We start from the raw sequence: 19240 nt of genomic DNA on the forward strand, positions 1-19240 counted from the left end.
TACCACCCGGTCGGCTCGACCACCACCCGGCCGGGACGACCGGAATCTGACGCGGGAGCACCCGGGATTCGGCAGTAACGAAATGGGAACGCTCCCATCGGCCCCTTGACACCTCCGAAACCTCCCGGCAATCTCATGGGAGCGCTCCCGGCCGGGGTGAGTGAGATCCACGTCACTTGCTTGACCAACCGCGGAGCGCGGTCGTGCAGTGCCCGCTCCCCGGCGACGGACCCCTTTCGCCAACGCAGTTCCCGTTGTCGCGGCGGACACCACACGGTCACCCCCCACCACGAAAAGCGACCTTGAGAGGGGTCAGGATGAGCGTCACGCTCCGGCGGTACGCCGCGGTCGCACTCGCCTCCGCTGTCATGTTGACGGCCACGGCCTGCGGCTCCGACGACGCCGATTCAGATCCGGACGGCCCGATCACCCTGGTCGTCGACATCTTCGGCGACGCAGGCTTCGGATACGACGAGTTGATCGAGCAGTACGAGGCCGACAACCCGAACGTCACTGTTCAGCAGCGAGGCGTAGGCCTCGGCCTCGGCGACTACAACACCCGACTCACCCAGCAGATCACCGCCGGCTCCGGAGCCGGAGACGTGGTGGCGATCGAAGAGGGCACGATGTCGCAGTTCTTCGCCCAGGCCGACAAGTTCGTCGACCTCGGCGAGCACGGCGCCAACGAGCTCGAGGGCAACTTCCTGCCGTGGAAGTGGGAAGCCGGCGTGCTGCCCGACGGCAAGGTGCTCGGGCTCGGCACCGACGTCGGCGGGATGGCCCTGTGCTACCGCTCGGACCTGTTCGAGGCGGCGGGCCTGCCGACCGACCGGGACGAGGTCGGGGCGCTCTGGTCGAGCTGGGACGACTTCATCTCGGTCGGTGAGCAGTTCAAGGAGGCCACGCCGGACAAGGCGTTCGTCGACTCGGCGACCAGCTTCTACAACCTGGTGCTGAGCCAGATCGCCGGTGAGGGCACCGGGTACACCTACTACGACACCGAAAACCAGTTCGTCATGGAGAGCAACCCGGACGTAAAGGCGGCGTTCGACCTCACCACCGACATGATCGAGGCCGGGCTGTCGAACAACCTCCAGTCGTTCTCCAACGAGTGGAACGCCGGCTTCAAGAACGCCACCTTCGCCACCATCGCCTGCCCGGCCTGGATGACCGGTGTCATCGAGGGCCAGGCCGGCCCGGAGGCCGCCGGCAAGTGGGACATCGCCAAGGCGCCGGGCAACGGCGGCAACTGGGGCGGTTCGTTCCTGGCGGTGCCGACCTCCAGCAAGTACCAGGCCGCCGCCGCCGAGCTGGTCAAGTACCTGACCAGCCCGGAGGGCCACATCGCCGCCTTCGAGGCGGTCGGCAACCTGCCGTCCTCGCCGCAGGCGCTGGCCGACCCGAAGGTCGCCGAGGCGGTCAACGAGTACTTCTCCGACGCCCCGACCGGCGAGATCTTCGCCGCCGGCGCCAGTGAGCTCAAGCCGGTCTACCTCGGCCCGAAGAACCAGGCGGTCCGTACCGCGGTGGAGAACGCGCTGCGGGCGGTCGAGCAGGGCCAGTCGCCGGACGAGGGGTGGCAGGACGCCATCACGAACGGCACGGCCGCCGGCCGGTAAAGCGGTGTGACAAACCGGGTGAGATGGCGTCGGCAGGACCTGCCGACGCCATCTCACCCGCCGCGTCGCGGTGCCAGCGGCGCGTTGACCCCCTGGCCGACGGCGGCCGGCCGCCGTACAACTGAAGGACTTTCCCGATGAGCCTGGAGTTAGACACCCCCGCGCCGGCGCAGCCGCGCGGCCACCGGGCGGGTCCGGCCGGCGGTGGGGCGGCCCGGCGCCGCTCGCTGACCCGACTGGACCTCAAACTTTCCCCCTACCTCTACGTCCTGCCGTTCTTCGTGATCTTCGCGATCTTCGGCGTCTATCCGATCGTCTACACCGTCTGGATCGCGCTGACCGACCGGTCGCCGCTCAACGCCGAGATCAGCTTCGTCGGCCTGGACAACTTCGTCCGGCTGATCACCGACGACCCGCAGTTCTGGAACGCCGTCTACAACACGTTCGGCATGTTCCTGATGTCCACCGTCCCGCAGTTGCTGATCGCGCTGATGCTGGCCAACGCGCTGAACCGGCGGATCAAGGGACAGACGTTCTTCCGGCTGGCCATCGCCATGCCGATCATCACCTCGACCGCAGTCGTCGCGTTGATCTTCTCGATGATCTACGCGCGGGACTTCGGCCTGGTCAACTGGCTGCTGTCGCTGTTCGGCGTCGAACCGATCGACTTCCGAGCGAGCAAGCTCGGGTCCTGGTTCGCCATCTCCACCATGGTCGACTGGCGGTGGATCGGCTACAACGCGCTGATCTACCTGGCCGCGATGCAGGCGATCTCGAAGGACATGTACGAGGCCGCCGCGCTCGACGGCGCCTCGCGGACCCGGCAGTTCTGGTCGATCACCGTGCCGCAGCTGCGACCCACCATCATCTTCACCCTGATCATCTCGACGATCGGCGGACTGCAGCTGTTCACCGAGCCGCTGCTGTTCACCAGCGGACCCGGCGGCATCTCCGGCGGTTCCCAGGGTCAGTTCCAGACGATCACCATGTATCTGCTCGACGTCATGAACCAGCGGTTCCAGTGGGGCTACGCGGGCGCCGTATCGCTGCTGCTCTTCCTGCTCATCGCGTTCATGTCGCTGGTCAACTATCTGCTGGCCCGCCGGATCAGCTCGGACAAGTGAGGCGCGATGACCACCGCAACCCTGCAACCCGTGGCCAACAAGCCCAAGCGCGGCAAGGGCCCGTCGTCGACCTCGGAGCGGCTGTTCAAGGCGAGCCCGCTGACCTGGTTCGGCCTGATCCTGGGCGTGCTCCTGTCGTTCTTCCCGTTCTACTGGATGATCGTCATCGCGTCGCGGACCAACGACGCAGCCAACGCCTGGCCGCCGCCGTTCCTGCCCGGCGGCAACCTCGGTGAGAACATCGGTCGGGTGCTCGCCAACCAGGACGCCAACATTCTCAAAGGGCTGATGAACTCGGTCCTGGTGTCCGGCACCATCACCGTGGCGACCGTCTTCTTCGGTTCACTCGCCGGCTTCGCCTTCGCCAAACTGCGCTTCCGGGGCAAGAACGCGCTGCTGCTCGTCGTGCTCGCCTCGATGATGATCCCGATCCAGCTCGGCGTGCTCCCGCTCTACATCCTGATGTCCGAGCTCGGCTGGCTGAACCGCATGCCGTCGGTGATCGTGCCGTTCCTGATCGGCGGCTTCGGGATCTTCATGATGCGGCAGTACGCCGAACAGGCGGTGCCCAACGAGTTGATCGAGGCGGCCCGGGTGGACGGCTGCTCCACCTGGCGGATCTTCTGGCATGTGGTCGTTCCGGCGCTGCGCCCGGCGGCGGCGGTGCTCGGTCTGCTGACCTTCATGGAGCAGTGGAACCAGTTTTTCTGGCCGTTCGTGGTCCTCGCCGACCCGACCAACCCGACGGTGCAGATCTCCCTGCGCAGCCTGAACTCGGCGTACTTCGCCGACAATTCCCAGATTTTCGCGGGAACGCTGATCGCGACGCTCCCGCTATTCGTTGTTTTCATCCTCTTCGGCCGCCAGATCATCGGCGGCATCATGGAAGGCGCCGTCAAGTCGTGACCAAAGCAGCAAGTCCGCAGACCGCCGAGTTCCGCGAAGGCTCCGGGCAGCTACTCTTTCCACCCGGGTTCCTCTGGGGTGCCGCCACCGCGGCGTACCAGATCGAGGGCGCAGCGAACATCGACGGCCGCAAGCCGTCCATCTGGGACACCTTCAGTCACACTCCGGGCAAGGTGCTCGGCGGGGACAGCGGGGACGTGGCCTGCGACCACTACCACCGGTACCGCGAGGACGTCGGGATGATGGCCGAGCTCGGCCTCAAGTCGTACCGGTTCTCGGTGTCCTGGCCACGGGTGCAGCCCGACGGGTCCGGCGCGGCCAACCAGGCCGGGCTGGATTTCTACCGTCGGCTGGTCGACGAGCTGCTGGCCCAGGGCATCGAGCCGTGGCTGACCCTCTACCACTGGGATCTGCCGCAGCCGCTGGAGGACGCCGGCGGGTGGCCGGCCCGGGACACCGCGGCCCGGTTCGCCGACTACGCGGAGCTGGTACACGGGGCGCTGGGTGACCGGGTGCGGTACTGGACCACGCTCAACGAGCCTTGGTGCTCGGCCTTCCTGGGATACGGCTCGGGCGTGCACGCCCCCGGGATCACCGACGGCGCCGACTCGGTCCGGGCCGCCCACCACCTGATGCTCGGCCACGGTCTGGCGGTACAGGCGATGCGCGCGGTCCGGCCGGACCACGACTTCGGCGTCACGCTCAACCTGTACGCGGTGTCGCCGGAGACGGACTCTGCGGTCGACGTCGACGCGGCTCGGCGTATCGACGGTCTGGCCAACCGGATCTTCCTGGACCCGATCCTGCTCGGGCGGTACCCGCAGGACGTGGTGGCGGACCTGCAATCGGTGACCGATCTGGCCCACGTCCGCGAGGGCGACCTGGACGTCATCGCCACCCCGCTGAACGTGCTCGGCATCAACTACTACAGCCGGCACGTGGTCAGCGGCGCGCCGGCACCGGACGCGGCCGACGAGCCGTCCTGCTGGCCGGGTAGCGAGCGGATCCGATTTGTCACCCGCGGGCTCCCGGTGACCGACATGGGGTGGGAGGTCGACGCCCCCGGCCTGGTGGAGGTGCTGCGCCGGGTCAACGACGAGTATCCTGAGGTGCCGATCTACATCACGGAGAACGGCTCGGCCTACGTCGACGACGTCGTCAACGACAAAGTCGATGATCCGGACAGGTTGGCCTATTTCGACGCTCACCTGCGTGCCTGTCACGAGGCAATCTCCCACGGAGTGCCGGTGCGGGGCTACTTCGCATGGTCTTTGATGGATAATTTCGAATGGGCCTGGGGCTATTCGAAGCGCTTCGGCATGATCCACGTCGACTACGACACCCAGCTTCGGATCCCCAAGTCGAGCGCCAGGTGGTACGCCGATGTGATCCGACGTAACGGTCTGGCCGCACAATAGGCGTGGTCAGCCAGCAATAACGGGCCGCGCGGCGCCGGTTCCCCACCGGGACCGGCGCCGGCGGCCCAGGGTCGGAGGAACAGACGATGACAACCCAGCGCACCCGGTCACTCGGGCGGCCCACCCTCGACGCGGTCGCCGCGCGTGCCGGGGTAGGCCGGGGCACGGTGTCCCGTGTCGTCAACGGTTCGCCGCAGGTCAGCCCCGAGGCGCGGGCAGCGGTGCAGCAGGCGATCGCCGAGCTGGGGTACGTGCCGAACCGGGCAGCCCGGGCGCTGGTCACCCAACGGACCGACTCGGTCGCGCTGGTGGTCTCCGAATCCGAGGAGCGGGTCTTCGGTGAACCCTTCTTCGCCGGGATCGTCCGGGGCATCAGCTCCGGGCTGCTCGACACCCCGATGCAGCTCTGGCTGGCCATGGCCCAGTCACCCGCCGAACGGGAGCGGGTCGAGCACCATCTGACCAACCAGCACGTCGACGGCGTACTGCTGCTGTCGCTGCACGACGCGGATCCGCTGCCGACCCTGCTCGAACAGCGCGGTCTGCCCAGCGTTCTGGGCGGGCGGCCGGCCCGGATGCTGCATCCGGACGCGCGTCCGGCCTACTTCGTCGACGTCGACAACGCCGGTGGCGCCCGGTTGGCGGTCGAGTACCTGCTGGCCGGCGGCCGGCGGCGGGTCGCCACCATCGCCGGCCCGCAGGACATGGGGGTCGGCGTCGCCCGGTTGACCGGCTACCACGAGGCGATTCGGCACAGCGGCCCGCCGGGCGGCGAATCCCTGGTGGCGTACGGCGACTTCAGCGAGGGCAGCGGCACCGCGGCGATGCGCCAGCTGCTGGAGCGCCATCCTGATCTGGACGCGGTGTTCGTCGCGTCCGACCTGATGGCCTGCGGCGCTCTGCGGGCGTTGCGTGAGGCCGGCCGCCGGGTGCCCGACGACGTGGCGGTGGTCGGGTTCGAGGACGCCCCGATCGCCCGGCAGTCCGATCCGCCGTTGACCACCGTCTTCCAGCCGGTGGAGGAGATGGGCCGGCAGATGGCCCGACTGCTGCTGTCCCGGATCCGGCACGATGAGCTGCAGGTCCCGTACGTCCTGCTGGAGACCCACATGGTGGCCCGCGACTCGGCCTGACCGTGCGTCGGCCTGCCGGTTGCGTCGGCCTGTCCGCGACTACTCGGCCCGGCTGGTGAAGATCATCCGAACGGGTGATGGTGCAGCGTGTCCAACCCTGTTCTCCAGGGGTTTTCCTGCCGAGTCATGTCATCGCAACAGGGATGAAATGGTCATCGGGCAGGCTGGTTGTCGACCGGGGGAGGGGCTGGCCTGCGTTACGGGAGGACTGACATGTTGCTGAGGGTTCGCGTGACCCTGCCGGACCGGCCCGGTGCACTCGGCCAGGTGGCCCGCACACTCGGCGTCGCGGGCGCCGACATCGTCCAGGTGACCGTCCTGGAGCGGCTGGGTGGTCGGGCGGTGGACGACTTCACCGTGGTGTGGCCGGGCGCTGCCCGGGTCGACCGGCTGCTCGCTGGACTGGCCGCGATTCCCGGCGTCCAGGTCGACGGCGTCTGGCGGGCGATCGGCACTCCGGTGACCGGAGGTCAGGACGCCGAACTGCTCGCCCAGGTCGCCGCCAACCCGGTCGACGGCCTGGCCACGCTGGTCGATGCGGTGCCGGGGCTGCTGGCAGCCGACTGGGCGGCCGCGGCCGTGGTGCCGGCCGACTGGGCGATCCGCAGTGCGTCCCGCCCGCCGGCCGGTGCCGCCACGGCGCAGTCCGCCGGGCTGGCCGGGCCCGCTCCGACGCCCGGTGCCGAGTCGCGGTTCGACGGTGGTCAGCTGCCCGATGACGACTTCATGACCGGCCTGACCGTGCCGGTAAACGAGTCCCCTACGGGCGGCGAACCGGCCGTGGCCTACGCGAGCTGGCGCGCGCCGGTCCCGCTGCGGCTGCCTGAGGTCACTCCGTTGCGGGCCCGGCCGATGGACGGCCCGGACGGGGTGCGGTACGCCTCGGTGCCGTTCGGCCGGGCCGGGCTGGTGCTGATCGTGTCCCGGGTCGACGGGGACGGGTTGCCGGCAGCCGCGTTCCACGTCACCGAGGTGGACCGGATCGCGCAGCTGGTCCGGGCGGCGACAGTGATCCTGGGCGACCGGTTGGATCTGGTGTCCGCCGATCCGGTCGCCGCCAGACGGTGAGACGCAGGTCGCAGACGGCACCGCGAGAAGTCACCGCCGGGCAACCTGAGGGAAACAGCACGGCGGCAAGGTAGGAAGCGGGCGCAGTGCGGCGTTGACCAAGCGGGCACCGAGCACCTGGGGAGAGGAGCAGCCATGGCGCTGTGGCGGATCAGAGCGACGGTCGACGATCGGCCGGGCTACCTGGCCGTGCTGACCGCCAGCCTGGCCTTGCGTGCGGTCAACATCCTTGCCGTTCAGGTGCACACCACCGAGGCCGGGGCGGTCGACGACTTTCTCGTTGACGCGCCGGACGCGATGACCGAAAAGGATCTCGTCGCCGCTGTGGAGCGTGGCCGGGGCCGGGACGCCTGGGCTGCCCGGGCCGAGGCCCGGGGCCTGGCCGACCAGCCCACCCGGGCGCTCGCCCTGGCCAACCGGCTGGTCCGCGATCCGGAGGCGCTCGGTGACGTGCTGCGTACCCTGCTCGGTGCCGGCTCGGTGACCTGGCGGCCGGCGCCAGCTTCGCAGGTGGCCGCCCGGTCGACGAACACGATGCGGCTGCCGGATCCGGCCGGTGGCTGCTACGACGTCGTCCGGCGAGAGCCGAGCTTCACCCCAGCCGAGTTTGCCCGGGCGCAGGCCCTGGTCGAGTTGGCGGCGGCGGTCAACCGGCGGACCGGCGATCAGGTGACGCTGATGATGCCGGACGGTGCCGAGTTGCTGCTGCGGCCGGCGGTCTCCGACGATCTCAACGCGCTGCACGCGATGGTGGTCCGGTGCTCGCCGGAGAGCCGTACGCCCGGTCTGGTCGGCCGACCGCCCGAGGTCGTCGCCGCCCGGCTGCGGCGGATGCTGGAACAGCCCCGGGGTGCGCTGCTGGTCGCGGTCGACTCCAGCGCGGCGGCGGACCGGATCGTCGGTGTCGGGCAACTGATCGTCGAGGGTGCCCTCGGCGAGGTCGGACTGCTGGTCGAGGACGGGTGGCGTCGGCGCGGGGTCGGTACGGCGCTGCTGCGCAGGCTGGCCGGGCACGCCGGTCGGACCGGGCAGGCGGCTTTGGTGGCACACGTCGCCGCCGATGATCTCGGCATGCTGCGTACCCTGGCCCGGCTGCACCGGCCGGGTCCGGTCGAGCGCGACGGGGAAATGATGAGCGTCACGGTGCCGTTGGTCGATCGGCCGGTCGGCATCTCGGCACCGACTCCCGCCACCACGACCTAGGCGGTTGCCCCGACGTCCCGGTCCTGGTGCGGGTCCGGTGCGTTGGACGCGAGGTCCGGGTGGCACGGCGGGGTCTCCTCCTGTAGGACGGCAGGAGGAGACCCCGCCCCTTTGCCTGTGCCGGTTGGTCGCGGTTGCGGGCTTCCCAAAGCCGGGCCGAGGCGGTTAAATCATCGGTACGCGTGACGATCGCTCCCTGTCGATGGGAGCGCTCCCACCGCGTCGGCGCCGGCTGGCGTCGTGACCCGTGAACCACCAACCGAGAACCATCAACCGCCATCTACCGGCTGGCCCCGCACCCCACCAGCGGGCCGGCCGCTGACCGCCGCGACAGCGCGATCGGCATGAGGCGAGGGGCGGATGCGCCCACATCCGCCCCTCGGTGTCCTCCACGACGCGTTGCCGCGCGCGGCTCCACGGACAGGAGCGAGTGTAGTGCGCGCAGACAATCGGCCGGCCGGCCGGACTCGTTGGTGGCGCAGGCTGGCGGCCACCGGCATGGCCATCCTGCTCACCGCCGCAGCCGCGACAGCCGCGGTCCCGCGACCCGGTGCCGCCGCGGCACCACCGTTCAACTACGCGGAGGCGCTGCAGAAGTCGCTGCTGTTCTACGAGGCGCAGCAGTCCGGCCCGCTGCCGCAGTGGAACCGGGTCTCCTGGCGGGCGGACTCGGCACTCGACGACGGGGCGGACGTCGGCCTAGACCTCACCGGCGGCTGGTACGACGCCGGGGACCACGTCAAGTTCGGATTCCCGATGGCCTTCACCACCACCATGCTGGCCTGGGGTGCGGTCGAATACCGGGCCGGCTACGCCAGCTCCGGGCAGCTGCCGCACCTGCTGAACAACCTGCGGTTCGTCAACGACTACTTCATCAAGGCGCATCCGTCGCCCAACGTGCTCTACGGCCAGGTCGGCAAGGGCGACGACGACCACAAGTGGTGGGGTCCGGCCGAGGTGATGCCGATGGCGCGTCCGGCGTACCGCATCGACGCGACCTGCGGTGGCTCGGACCTGGCGGCCGAGACGGCGGCCGCGATGGCCGCGTCGTCGATGGTCTTCCGGCCGACCGATCCGGGGTACGCCGACACCCTGGTCGGTCACGCCCGGCAGCTCTACACCTTCGCCGACACCGTGCGCAAGGCGTACCACGAGTGCATCACCGATGCGACCAGCTTCTACCGGTCATGGAGCGGATACCAGGACGAACTGGTCTGGGGCGCCATCTGGCTGCACCGAGCCACCGGCGAGGCGTCCTACCTGGCCAAGGCGGAAGCCGAGTACGACAACCTGGGCACCGAGCCGCAGACCGACACCCGGGCCTACAAGTGGACCCTCGCCTGGGACAACAAGCAGTTCGGCGCGTACGTGCTGCTGGCCAACCTGACCGGCAAGCAGAAGTACGTCGACGACGCCAACCGCTGGCTGGACTACTGGACCGTCGGCGTCAACGGCGAGAAGGTGCGTACCTCACCGGGCGGGATGGCGGTGCTCGACACCTGGGGCGCGCTGCGCTACGCCGCCAACACCGCCTTCGCCGCGCTGGTCTACAGCGACAACATCACCGACCCGACCCGCCGGACCCGCTACCACGACTTCGCCGTCCGGCAGATCGACTACGCGCTCGGCGACAACCCGCGCAACTCCAGCTACGTCATCGGGTTCGGGGCGAACCCGCCGCGTAACCCGCACCACCGCACCGCGCACGGCTCCTGGTGGGACAGCATGCAGGTGCCCGAGGAGACCCGGCACGTGCTGTACGGGGCGTTGGTGGGCGGTCCGTCCGCGCCGGACGACGCCTACACCGACCGCCGCGACGACTACGTGATGAACGAAGTCGCCACCGACTACAACGCCGGCTTCACCTCCGCGCTGGTCCGGCTGCATCAGGAGTACGGCGGCACACCGCTGCCCGACTTCCCGCAGCCGGAGACGCCGGACATCGACGAGATCTCCATCGAGACGACGGTCATGCAGAACGAGACCCGGTCGACCGGGGTCAAGGTGATGATCTACAACAAGTCGGCGTTTCCCGCCCGGGCGCTGACCGGTGCGACATTCCGGTACTACTTCGTCCGGGACGGTGCCGGTGCGCTGGAGGTGAGCAGCCCGTACAGCCAGGGATGTCCGAAACCCACCGAGGCCCGGCAGCATTCGGGTGACCTGTGGTACGTCGAGGTCGACTGCTTTGGGCACACCATCGCGCCGGCCGGTCAGTCGGCGCACCGGATGGAGGTGCAGCTGAAGATCGGGGTGGCCGAGGGCGGCACCTGGGACCCGGCGAACGATCCGTCCTACCAGGCGGCCGCCGGGCCGAACCGGGCGGTCCCGCTCTACGAGGCGGGCACGCTGATCTGGGGACAGGAGCCGGACGGTCCGACCCCGTCGCCGTCCGTCTCGCCGACCCCGTCGCCGTCCGTCTCGCCCTCGGTCTCGCCGACCCCGACTCCGACCCCGACCGGGTCGCCGTCGCCAACTCCGACCGGCGGCCCGCCGGTGCTCGGCTGCCGAATCGACTACACCACCAACGACTGGTCGACCGGGTTCACCGGATCGGTGACGATCACCAACACCGGTGCGTCGACGATCGACGGGTGGACGCTGCGGTTCGCGTTCCCGGGCAGCCAGCAGGTGACCCAGGGCTGGTCGGCCAGCTGGTCGCAGAGCGGCAACCAGGTCAGTGCCGGTAACGCGGCCTGGAACGGCAGCCTGGCACCCGGCGCGAGCACCAGCATCGGCTTCAACGGCACCCACTCCGGCAGTAACCCCCGGCCGACCTCGTTCACGGTCAACGGCCTGGCCTGTACGGCCGGTTGATCTCGATTGGTCGACCCACAGTGACCGGCCCGGCCCTGGCCGGGCCGGTCACCGTGATCGGGCCGGTGACGGCCGACCGAGGCCGTACGATAAGACCGATATGTCGTCCAGTTCGTCTTCCGGTGCCGACCGGTCGGCCCGTTTCCCGGTGCGGTCGTGACGGCGACCGGCGACCCGCGCGGCCTGCTCCGTGGCGAGCAGGCACCGCGGCGCGCCACCTTCCTGGAGCTGTACTTCGACCTGGCCTTCGTCGTCGCACTCGCCCTGCTGTCGGAGACCCTGGCACGGCGGCTGAGCCCGCTGGGCGTCGTCGAGGCGGCGATCCTGCTGCTCGCCGTCTGGTGGGTGTGGGTGGTGACCACCCTGGTCACCGATCTCTACAACCCGCAGAGTCGGGCCATCAGGGTGGTCACGGTCGGGATCATGTTCGGTGTGCTGCTGATGACGGCAGCGCTCCCGGCCGCCTTCACTGACCGCGCGGCCATTTTCGTCGGCGCGTACGTCGCCATCCACCTGGGCCGCGGCCTGTTCTTCTTCGTCGCGCTGCACGACCAGATGGCCCGGCAGCGCGCCGTGCGGATCTGGGGCTGGTTCGCCGCCTCGGCGGTTCCCTGGCTGGCCGGTGTGCTGGTCGACGAGACCGCCCGGGTGGCACTGTGGAGTGTCGGGCTGGCCATCGACTACACGGTCTTCGCCCTCGGCTACCCCGTCCCCCGTCGGGGGCGGATCCCGGCTACCCAGTTCAACCCGACCGCCGAGCACCTGGCCGAGCGGTATCACCAGTTCTTCATCATCGCCCTGGGCGACATCATCCTGGTGGCCGGGCTGGCGTCCAGCCGCACCGAGGTCACCGCAGGCAGCGCCGCCGGATTCGTCGTGGCCTTCGCCAGCGCGACCATCCTGTTCCGGCTCTACGTGCACTGCGCCGGGGCGCGGCTGACCGAGGCGATCGAGGCCGCCCGCAATCCGGGGCGGTTCACCCGTTCCGCGCCGTACACCCATCTGCTGATTATCGCCGGCGTGGTGGCCACCGCGACCAGCGCGAAGTTCATCATCGAACACCCGACCGACCCGGTGCCGGTCAACTGGCTGACCATCATGATCGGTGGACCGATCATCTTCCTGCTGGGCCGCAGCAGACTCGAGTACGAGGTGTTCGGCCGGGTCGCCTGGCCGCTGCTGGCGGGCGTGCTCCTGCTGGCGTTGACCGTACCGGCGCTGCTGGCCGGACCGGCCCTGCTGGTCGCGATCTGCGCGAACCTGGTGCTGTCGGTGATCATCCTGTTCGACCTGGCGTTGCATGGCCGGCGCAACCCGGTGCCGCCCGCTCCGCCGCTGTGACCACCGGCGCCTTCGCCGCGGGTGACGGCCGCCCAGCCGGGGGTGCCGCACCGGCGGGTCGCTGGCCCCGGCCGGCCCGCATGGTCCGGCCGGGGCGCCGAGCGACCAGGGTCAGGTGTTGTTGGCCAGCGCCACCAACCGGGCGCGGGTGCCGTTCCAGTGGTTGCGGTCGACCGCGCCGGAGACGCCAGGGACGCTGCCGCTGGCCGTGTACTGCCAGAACGACCAGTACGGTGCGCCGGCCGGCAGGGTGCCAGGGCTGCTCGCCCATCGGGCCAGCCACAACGGGTGGTTGCTCCACGGTCCGGTCCAGTTGCCGGTGCAACTGCTCCACCAACTGGTGGTGGTGTAGATGACGGCGTACCGCCCGGTGCGCGACCGGTAGGTGTTCAGGAAGCTGCTGATCCAGTTCCGCATCGCCGACTGGCTCAGCCCGTAGCACATCGCGCCGTACGGGTTGTGCTCGATGTCCAGCGCAGCCGGCAGGGTTCGGCTGTCCGCCGACCAGGCGCCGCCGTTGCTGGCCAGGTAGTTGGCCTGGACCGAACCGGAGGACCGGTCCGGCAGCGCGAAGTGGTACGCCCCCCGGATCACCCCGGCGTTGTACGCGGCGACGTAGTTGATGTTGAACCGGGGATCCTTGTAGCTGGTGCCCTCGGTGGCCTTGATGTAGGCGAACTGGATGCCGCTGTTGCGCACGCTGGTCCAGTTGATCGAGCCCTGCCAGTGCGAGACGTCGATGCCCGGGGTGGTGGCCGCCTGCGCCGGTGCCGTGATGCCGGTTACCAGCGCGGCGGTGGTCAGGATCAGCGTCAGGCCGGTGGCCAGCAGCCGGCGGCCGGTGGCGTTGCCGGTACGGGTGGGCGGGTGCACGCTGACGGTCGTTGCCATCGTCTGTTCCTCCTCGCGGGTCGGTCCGGCGGTCAGCCGGCGCAGTAGACGAGACGGTTCGGGCTGCCCGCCCCGGGGTTGGTGACGACGCCGGTGGTGGCGTTGCGGATCAGGTAGTTACCGACCTGCGCCGCACTCCACGACGGGTTCCTGGCTGCGACCAGCGCCGCACAGCCGGTGACGTGCGCGGTCGCCATCGAGCTGCCGCTGAGCACCCGGACCGCGGAGTTGTCGGTGTGCCAGGTCGAGGTGATGCTCGCCCCGGGTGCGAACAGGTCGAGGCAGGAGCCGTAGCTCGCCGAACTCATTCTGGCGTCGGTGATCGTCGTACCGGCGACGGTCAGCGCCTCCGGCACCCGGGCCGGTGAGGTGTTGCACGCGCTGGTGTTGGAGCCGCCGGCGGCCACCGCGTAGGTGACGCCGGACCGGATCGAGTTGACGACCGCGGCGTCCAGCGTGCTGCTGGCACCGCCGCCGAGCGACATGTTCGCGACGGCGGGCTTGATCGCGTTGGCGGTCACCCAGTCGATTCCGGCGATCACCCCGGAGATCGACCCCGAGCCGCTGCAGCTGAGTACCCGTACCGGCACCAGCTGGACCGCCTTCGCGACGCCGTACGCCCTGCCGCCGATCGTTCCCGCGACGTGCGTGCCGTGGCCGTTGCAGTCGTCGGCCGGGCCACCGTCGATCACGTCGAAACCAGGGCTGACCCGGCCGGAGAAGTCGCTGTGCGTCCGGTGGATCCCGGTGTCGATGACGTACGCGTGGACGTTGGGCGCGGTGGTGGGGTAGGCGTAGCGGTTGTCCAGCGGAAGGTTGCGCTGGTCGATCCGGTCCAGTCCCCAGGACGGCGGGTTCAGCTGGACGCCGGCGGTCAACGGCGCGACGGTGTGGTCCTGCTCGACGTAGGCGACGGCCGGGTGGGCAGCCAGCCGGCGGGCGGCGGTGGCGCTCATCCGGGCGGTGAAGCCCTCGACGGCGGTGTCGAACACATACTGCACGGCGGCGCCGTACCGGTCGGCGAGCCGCCGGGTCGTCGACGCGGTGGCCGCGTCGTCGTCCAGCACCACGATGTAGCTGTCCGGGATGGCGGTGGCGCCACCGGCCCGCCGGATCTCGCCGAGTGGTCCGGCGGCCTGGGCCGCTGCCGGCCAACTGACCAGCGCCAGCAGCGCGGTCAGCCCGGCGGTGAGAGTTTTCCGGGTTGCGGAAATGGTCACAGGACGTCCCCTTCGACAGGTCTGACCCGCCCCACCCGCGTCGACGGCGGGCGGGCCGAGCTTCACCCCCTACTCTCTTGCTAGGAGTAGTTGTCTAGATACCCATCATCATGGATATCTAGTTGACGTTATGGTGCTGCCCTGGGGAGCGGTGCGACCGGCGATGGCCGGCGGTTGTCGGACTGCGGCGCGTCCTCACCGCCCGCCGGCCCGGCTGCTGTTCACTGTGTAGCGACGCATCGGGGCGAGGAGGACGGGCATGGCCGATCAGGACGGCGCCGCTGCGGACGATATCGGCTCGGGCGACGCCGGACGCGGCGGCGACGCCACGGCGCGGGCCCGACGCGGCGTGCGTGACTGGGTCCGCGCCGCCGCACGTCGTTCCGGGGCACGACTGAGCGACGCCACCCCGTACGGCATCCTCGCCTTTCTCACCGCCTCGGCGCTGGCGCCGATCGCCGCCGGGATCGGCTCCGGCGGGCTGCTCGCCGCAGCCGTCGAACAACTCGGCCAGATCGGCGGCGGCTACCTGTCCGACGCACTGGTCGACACCGCCGACCGGATGCGCGGCCGGCGGGCCACCGAGGCGCAGTGGCGCGACGCGCTGGCCGAGGAACTCCTGGCCCGACTCGCCGACGAAGGGGAACAGTCCCACGCGATCCGCGCCGAACTCGGTGAGCTGCTGCGGGGCATCGACGCGGTCGAGGTGGCGCTGGCCGCCGCGGCCGAGACCGACGCGCAGCTGCGCGACGACCTCGCCGCCACGTTCCAGGCCCTCGGCCACGACGTCGGCGCGCTGCGGTGGATGCTGACCGACGTCCACCGGGTGCTCGGCGAGGTCCGCCGTGAGCTGGCGAAACGCAGCCATGAGCAGCGCGTCGAGATGGATCAGGTACGCCGGCAACTGCTCACCATCACCCAGCTGAGCAGCCGGGTGCGGGTGGCTGCCGAACCGCAGGTCGAACCGGACCGGCCAGACCCCGGCCCGGACGCGACCGACGACCCGGTGTGCCCGTTCCCCGGTCTGGCCGCCTTCGAGCCCGAGGACGCGCCCTGGTTCCACGGCCGCCAGGAGCAGACCGCGCAGGTGCTCAGCCGCCTCGCCGAGCAGGCGGTGGGTGGTCCACCGCTGATCGTCACCGGAGTGTCCGGGGTCGGCAAGTCGTCGGTACTGCGCGCCGGGGTGCTACCGGCGATCGCCGCCGGTGCGCTCGGCCCGGCGGGCCGGTGGCCGTGGCTGCTGATGACCCCGGGTGCCCGGCCGTTGGACGAGCTGGTCGACCGTACGCTCGTCGCCGCCGGCGCGGACGCCGCGGACCTGCCTTCGTCGCGGATGCACGCGGCACCGGAGCTGTTCGGTGCGCTCGCCGCCCGGGCCGCGCCCGCCGACGGTCGGCTGGTGATCGTGGTGGACCAGTTCGAGGAGCTGTTCACCGAGTGCGCCGACCCGGCCCACCGGCTGGCCTTCGTAACCGCGCTGTCCGCCGCCGCGCCGGCCGTCGTGGTGATCGCGGTCCGCGCCGACTTCTACGCCGACTGCGCCGAACTGCCGCCGCTGGCCCACGCGCTGGCCGCCGGGCATCTGGTCCTCGGCCGGATGGACGCCGACCAGTTGCGTCGCGCGGTGACCAAACCGGCGGCGCGGGCCGGCCTGGAGATCGAACCTGGGCTGGTCGAACTGCTGCTCACCGACCTGAACGCGACGTCACCGGCCGGCTATGACCCGGGAGCGCTGCCGCTGCTCGGTCACGCGCTGCGAGCGACCTGGCAACGGCGCGACGGACGGCGGCTGACCGTGGCCGGCTACCGGGCCACCGGCGGGATCCGGCGCGCCGTCGCCGAGTCGGCCGAGCGGATCCACCTCGACCTGGATCCCGCCGGCCGCGCCGCGCTGCGGACCGCGATGCTGCGTCTGGTCACCGTCACCGACACCGGGGCGGTGGCCCGCTGTCGGGGCGCCAGCCGGCTGTTCGACGCCGACCTGCTGTCCCGGCTGGTTCGGGCCCGGCTGGTCACCGTCGCCGCCGACACCGTCGAGATCAGCCACGAGGCGCTGCTGACCAACTGGCCGCGCCTGGACAGTTGGCTCGTCGAGGCACGGGACGAACTGATCCGGCGGCAGCGGCTGACCGTCGCCGCCGAGGACTGGCGGACCGCCGGCCGCGACCCCGACCTGCTGTTGCGCGGTACCCGGCTGGCGCTGGTGCGGGACCAGATCGACCGCAACGACCTGTCCGCGACGGAGGTCGACTTCCTGTCCGCGAGCGTGGCCGCCGCCGAGGCGGCCGAACTGGCCCGGCTGCGCGGCGTACGGCGGCTGCGCCGGCTGACCGTGGGTCTCGCGGCGGCGCTGCTGCTCGCCGTCGCCGGCGGGCTGGTCGCGGTGAACCGGCAGGCCGCCGCCGAGGACCAACGCCGGCAGGCGACTTCCCGACAGCTGGCCGCCGAGTCGCAGATCGCCGCGGCCGCCGACGACGACCTGCTCGCCGTCGGCAGGGCGCTGGACGCCTGGGACCAGGCACCCACCGTCGAGGCGTACGGTGCGCTGCTGTCGGCGCAGGCAGCGGTGACGATCGGGCCGCTGGGCACCGAGCCCGGCGGGCTGTCCACTGCGGTCAGCCCGGACGGCACGGTGGTGGCCGTCGGGCACCAGGACGGTCTGGTCCGGCTCTGGGACGTCGCCACCCTGCGCCAGCGCGACGTCGAGCTGCGACACGCCACCGACACCGGTGTGGTGTCCCTGGCCTTTTCCCCGGACGGCCGGTTCCTTGCCTCCGGCTCGTTCAGTAGGGACGGAGTCCGGATCTGGGACGTGTCGACTGGTCAGCTGCGGCACATCTTGCCGGCGGTCGGCGCGCTCGGCTGGCTGCCCACCGGCGCCACGGTCGTCACCGGACGACTCGGCGCCGACCTGTCACCCGAGCTGCAGATCGGCGGCTGGTCGGCGACCACCGGCGAACTGCAGTGGTCGCTGCCCACCGGGATGCTCGGCTATGACCTGACCGTCAACGCCGACGGTACGCTGCTGGCACTCGCCAACCCCACCGACGGTGACGTCCAGGTCTGGCGGCTGACCGACCGGATCCTGATCCGGAGCCTGCCCGCCGCCCAACAGGTGATGTTCGGCCCGGACGACGTACTGGTGACCAGCGGACCCGACGGGGCGTTGGACAGCTGGTCGGTGTCGTCCGGCGAGCGTACCGCTCTGCCGGCCGGGCCGTTCCGCGCCGCGGTGCCGCTCGCCGTCACCCCGGACGGCTCGCTGCTGACCACCGGTGGGTGGCGCACCGGTCGGATCGACAGTTGGGCGTTGAGTACGGGGGTGGTCTCCTCGGCCTTCACCGGCTACCTGGGCCGGGTCGTCGCCGACGTGGCGGTGTCCGCCGACGGCCGGATCGTCGCCGTCACCGGACCGGACGCCCCGACCATGCTGTTCCGGCGCACCGGGGTGCTGCTGCGGCACCCGCAGTCGGTCCAGTTCGTCGCGGTCGACCCGGCGGCGGACCGGGTCGTCACCGCCGCCGGCGACGACGCGGTGCGGATCTGGGAGCTGGGCACCCGCGCGGTACGGGCCACGGTCCGTGCGTCGGACACCGTCACCGGTGTCGCGGTCGCCGGTGACGGCACCTTCGCCGTCAGCACCGCCGGCAGCGGTGTGCTGCGCTACACCGTTGCCGGTGAGCCGGTCGGGCACGACACCGCCGCCGGGCGGGACGGCTGGACGACCAGGCACCCGGCGTACTCGCCGGACGGCCGGATGCTCGCCGTCGCCGTGCTCGACCCGGCCGGCGAGGACGACGGGGTGCTGGTCTGGCGGCTCGACCGGGACGCCGAACCGACCTTCCTGCCGACCGGCGGCGCGGTGAGCGCGCTGGAGTTCGGCGCCGACGGGAGCACGCTGTTGGCGACCGCCAACCAGGGTGTGGTGAGCAGCGACGAGGCGGTGACGCGGGCCGAGCTGAGATCGTGGCACACCGCCGACCTGTCCGGTAGGGACCGGGCGGTCATCCCGGACCTTCAACTCACCGGCGTCGCGGTCAGCCCGGACGGGGATCTGGTCGCGGTGGCCCGCAGCAACGGTCAGGTCGAGCTGCGGACCGTCGCCGGACTCGACCTGGTCGGCACAGTGGACACGCCCACCACCCGGCTGTCCGCGGTGGCCTTCAGTCCGGACGGCGAACGGCTGGTCACCACCGCCGTCAGCGACGACCTGGTCCGGGTTTGGCAGGTCGACAGCGGCGAGTTGACGGCGGTGCTCGTCGGGCACGTCGACAACGTCAACGCGATCACGTTCACCCGCGACGGGCTGCTGGTCAGCGGTTCGACCGACACCTCCGCCCAGGTGTGGGACCTCGACCCGGACCGGGTGGCGGCCCGGCTCTGCGAGGTGGCGACGCCAGCAGCCCTCGCGGTCGGCGACGAGCCGCCGCGTCGGTGCCGCTGACAGGGTACGGCCAGGCCGTCGGTCAGCTCGACCGGACGGACAGCCGGGCCGGTCAG

General features: G+C 70.8%; 12 protein-coding genes. 10 read left to right on the top strand and 2 right to left on the bottom strand.

Annotated elements, in window-relative coordinates:
- Positions 1–317 precede the first annotated feature (317 nt).
- From ACFHWT_RS10355 to ACFHWT_RS10395, 9 genes are all read left to right on the top strand, one after another.
- A complete protein-coding gene (locus ACFHWT_RS10355; RefSeq protein WP_416594384.1) occupies positions 318–1619 on the top strand; it encodes an ABC transporter substrate-binding protein in 1302 nt (433 codons plus the stop codon).
- Between the two features lie 137 nt (positions 1620–1756).
- A complete protein-coding gene (locus ACFHWT_RS10360) occupies positions 1757–2743 on the top strand; it encodes a carbohydrate ABC transporter permease (protein ID WP_416594385.1) in 987 nt (328 codons plus the stop codon).
- Positions 2744–2749: 6 nt separating this feature from the next.
- On the top strand, positions 2750–3649 hold the full coding sequence (locus ACFHWT_RS10365; protein ID WP_233605723.1) for a carbohydrate ABC transporter permease: 900 nt from the start codon (positions 2750–2752) through the stop codon (positions 3647–3649).
- A complete protein-coding gene (locus tag ACFHWT_RS10370) occupies positions 3646–5067 on the top strand; it encodes a GH1 family beta-glucosidase (protein WP_416594386.1) in 1422 nt (473 codons plus the stop codon). Before ACFHWT_RS10365 ends, ACFHWT_RS10370 begins: the two co-directional genes overlap by 4 nt.
- 86 nt (positions 5068–5153) lie before the next feature.
- On the top strand, positions 5154–6200 hold the full coding sequence (locus ACFHWT_RS10375; protein ID WP_123600762.1) for a LacI family DNA-binding transcriptional regulator: 1047 nt from the start codon (positions 5154–5156) through the stop codon (positions 6198–6200).
- Positions 6201–6413: 213 nt separating this feature from the next.
- A complete protein-coding gene (locus tag ACFHWT_RS10380; RefSeq protein ID WP_416594387.1) occupies positions 6414–7268 on the top strand; it encodes an amino acid-binding protein in 855 nt (284 codons plus the stop codon).
- A 135-nt stretch (positions 7269–7403) separates the two neighbouring features.
- Positions 7404–8471, top strand: coding sequence for a GNAT family N-acetyltransferase (locus tag ACFHWT_RS10385; RefSeq protein WP_416594388.1), 1068 nt, complete (start codon positions 7404–7406; stop codon positions 8469–8471).
- A gap of 498 nt (positions 8472–8969) precedes the next feature.
- The gene (locus ACFHWT_RS10390) at positions 8970–11288 is read left to right on the top strand and encodes a glycoside hydrolase family 9 protein (protein WP_416594424.1); all 2319 of its coding nucleotides are present in this window, start codon (positions 8970–8972) and stop codon (positions 11286–11288) included.
- 156 nt (positions 11289–11444) lie between these two features.
- Complete coding sequence (locus ACFHWT_RS10395; RefSeq protein WP_416594389.1) at positions 11445–12629, top strand: low temperature requirement protein A; 1185 nt, start codon at positions 11445–11447, stop codon at positions 12627–12629.
- Positions 12630–12740: 111 nt separating this feature from the next.
- Here ACFHWT_RS10395 and ACFHWT_RS10400 read toward each other — a convergent pair whose 3' ends face one another.
- Together ACFHWT_RS10400 and ACFHWT_RS10405 are read right to left on the bottom strand one after the other, a co-directional pair.
- Entirely contained in the window at positions 12741–13520 is a 780-nt protein-coding gene (locus ACFHWT_RS10400; RefSeq protein WP_416594390.1) for a lysozyme, read from the bottom strand.
- A gap of 32 nt (positions 13521–13552) precedes the next feature.
- Positions 13553–14740: a S8 family peptidase gene (locus ACFHWT_RS10405; RefSeq protein WP_416594391.1), complete on the bottom strand. Its 1188-nt coding sequence runs from the start codon at positions 14738–14740 to the stop codon at positions 13553–13555.
- Positions 14741–14999: 259 nt separating this feature from the next.
- Between ACFHWT_RS10405 and ACFHWT_RS10410 the strand changes: the two genes are divergently transcribed.
- Complete coding sequence (locus tag ACFHWT_RS10410) at positions 15000–19184, top strand: NACHT and WD repeat domain-containing protein (protein ID WP_416594392.1); 4185 nt, start codon at positions 15000–15002, stop codon at positions 19182–19184.
- The last annotated feature ends 56 nt before the right edge of the window (positions 19185–19240 follow it).

Source organism: Micromonospora sp. LOL_021 (assembly GCF_048060215.1).
Classification (GTDB): Bacteria; Actinomycetota; Actinomycetes; order Mycobacteriales; family Micromonosporaceae; genus Micromonospora_E.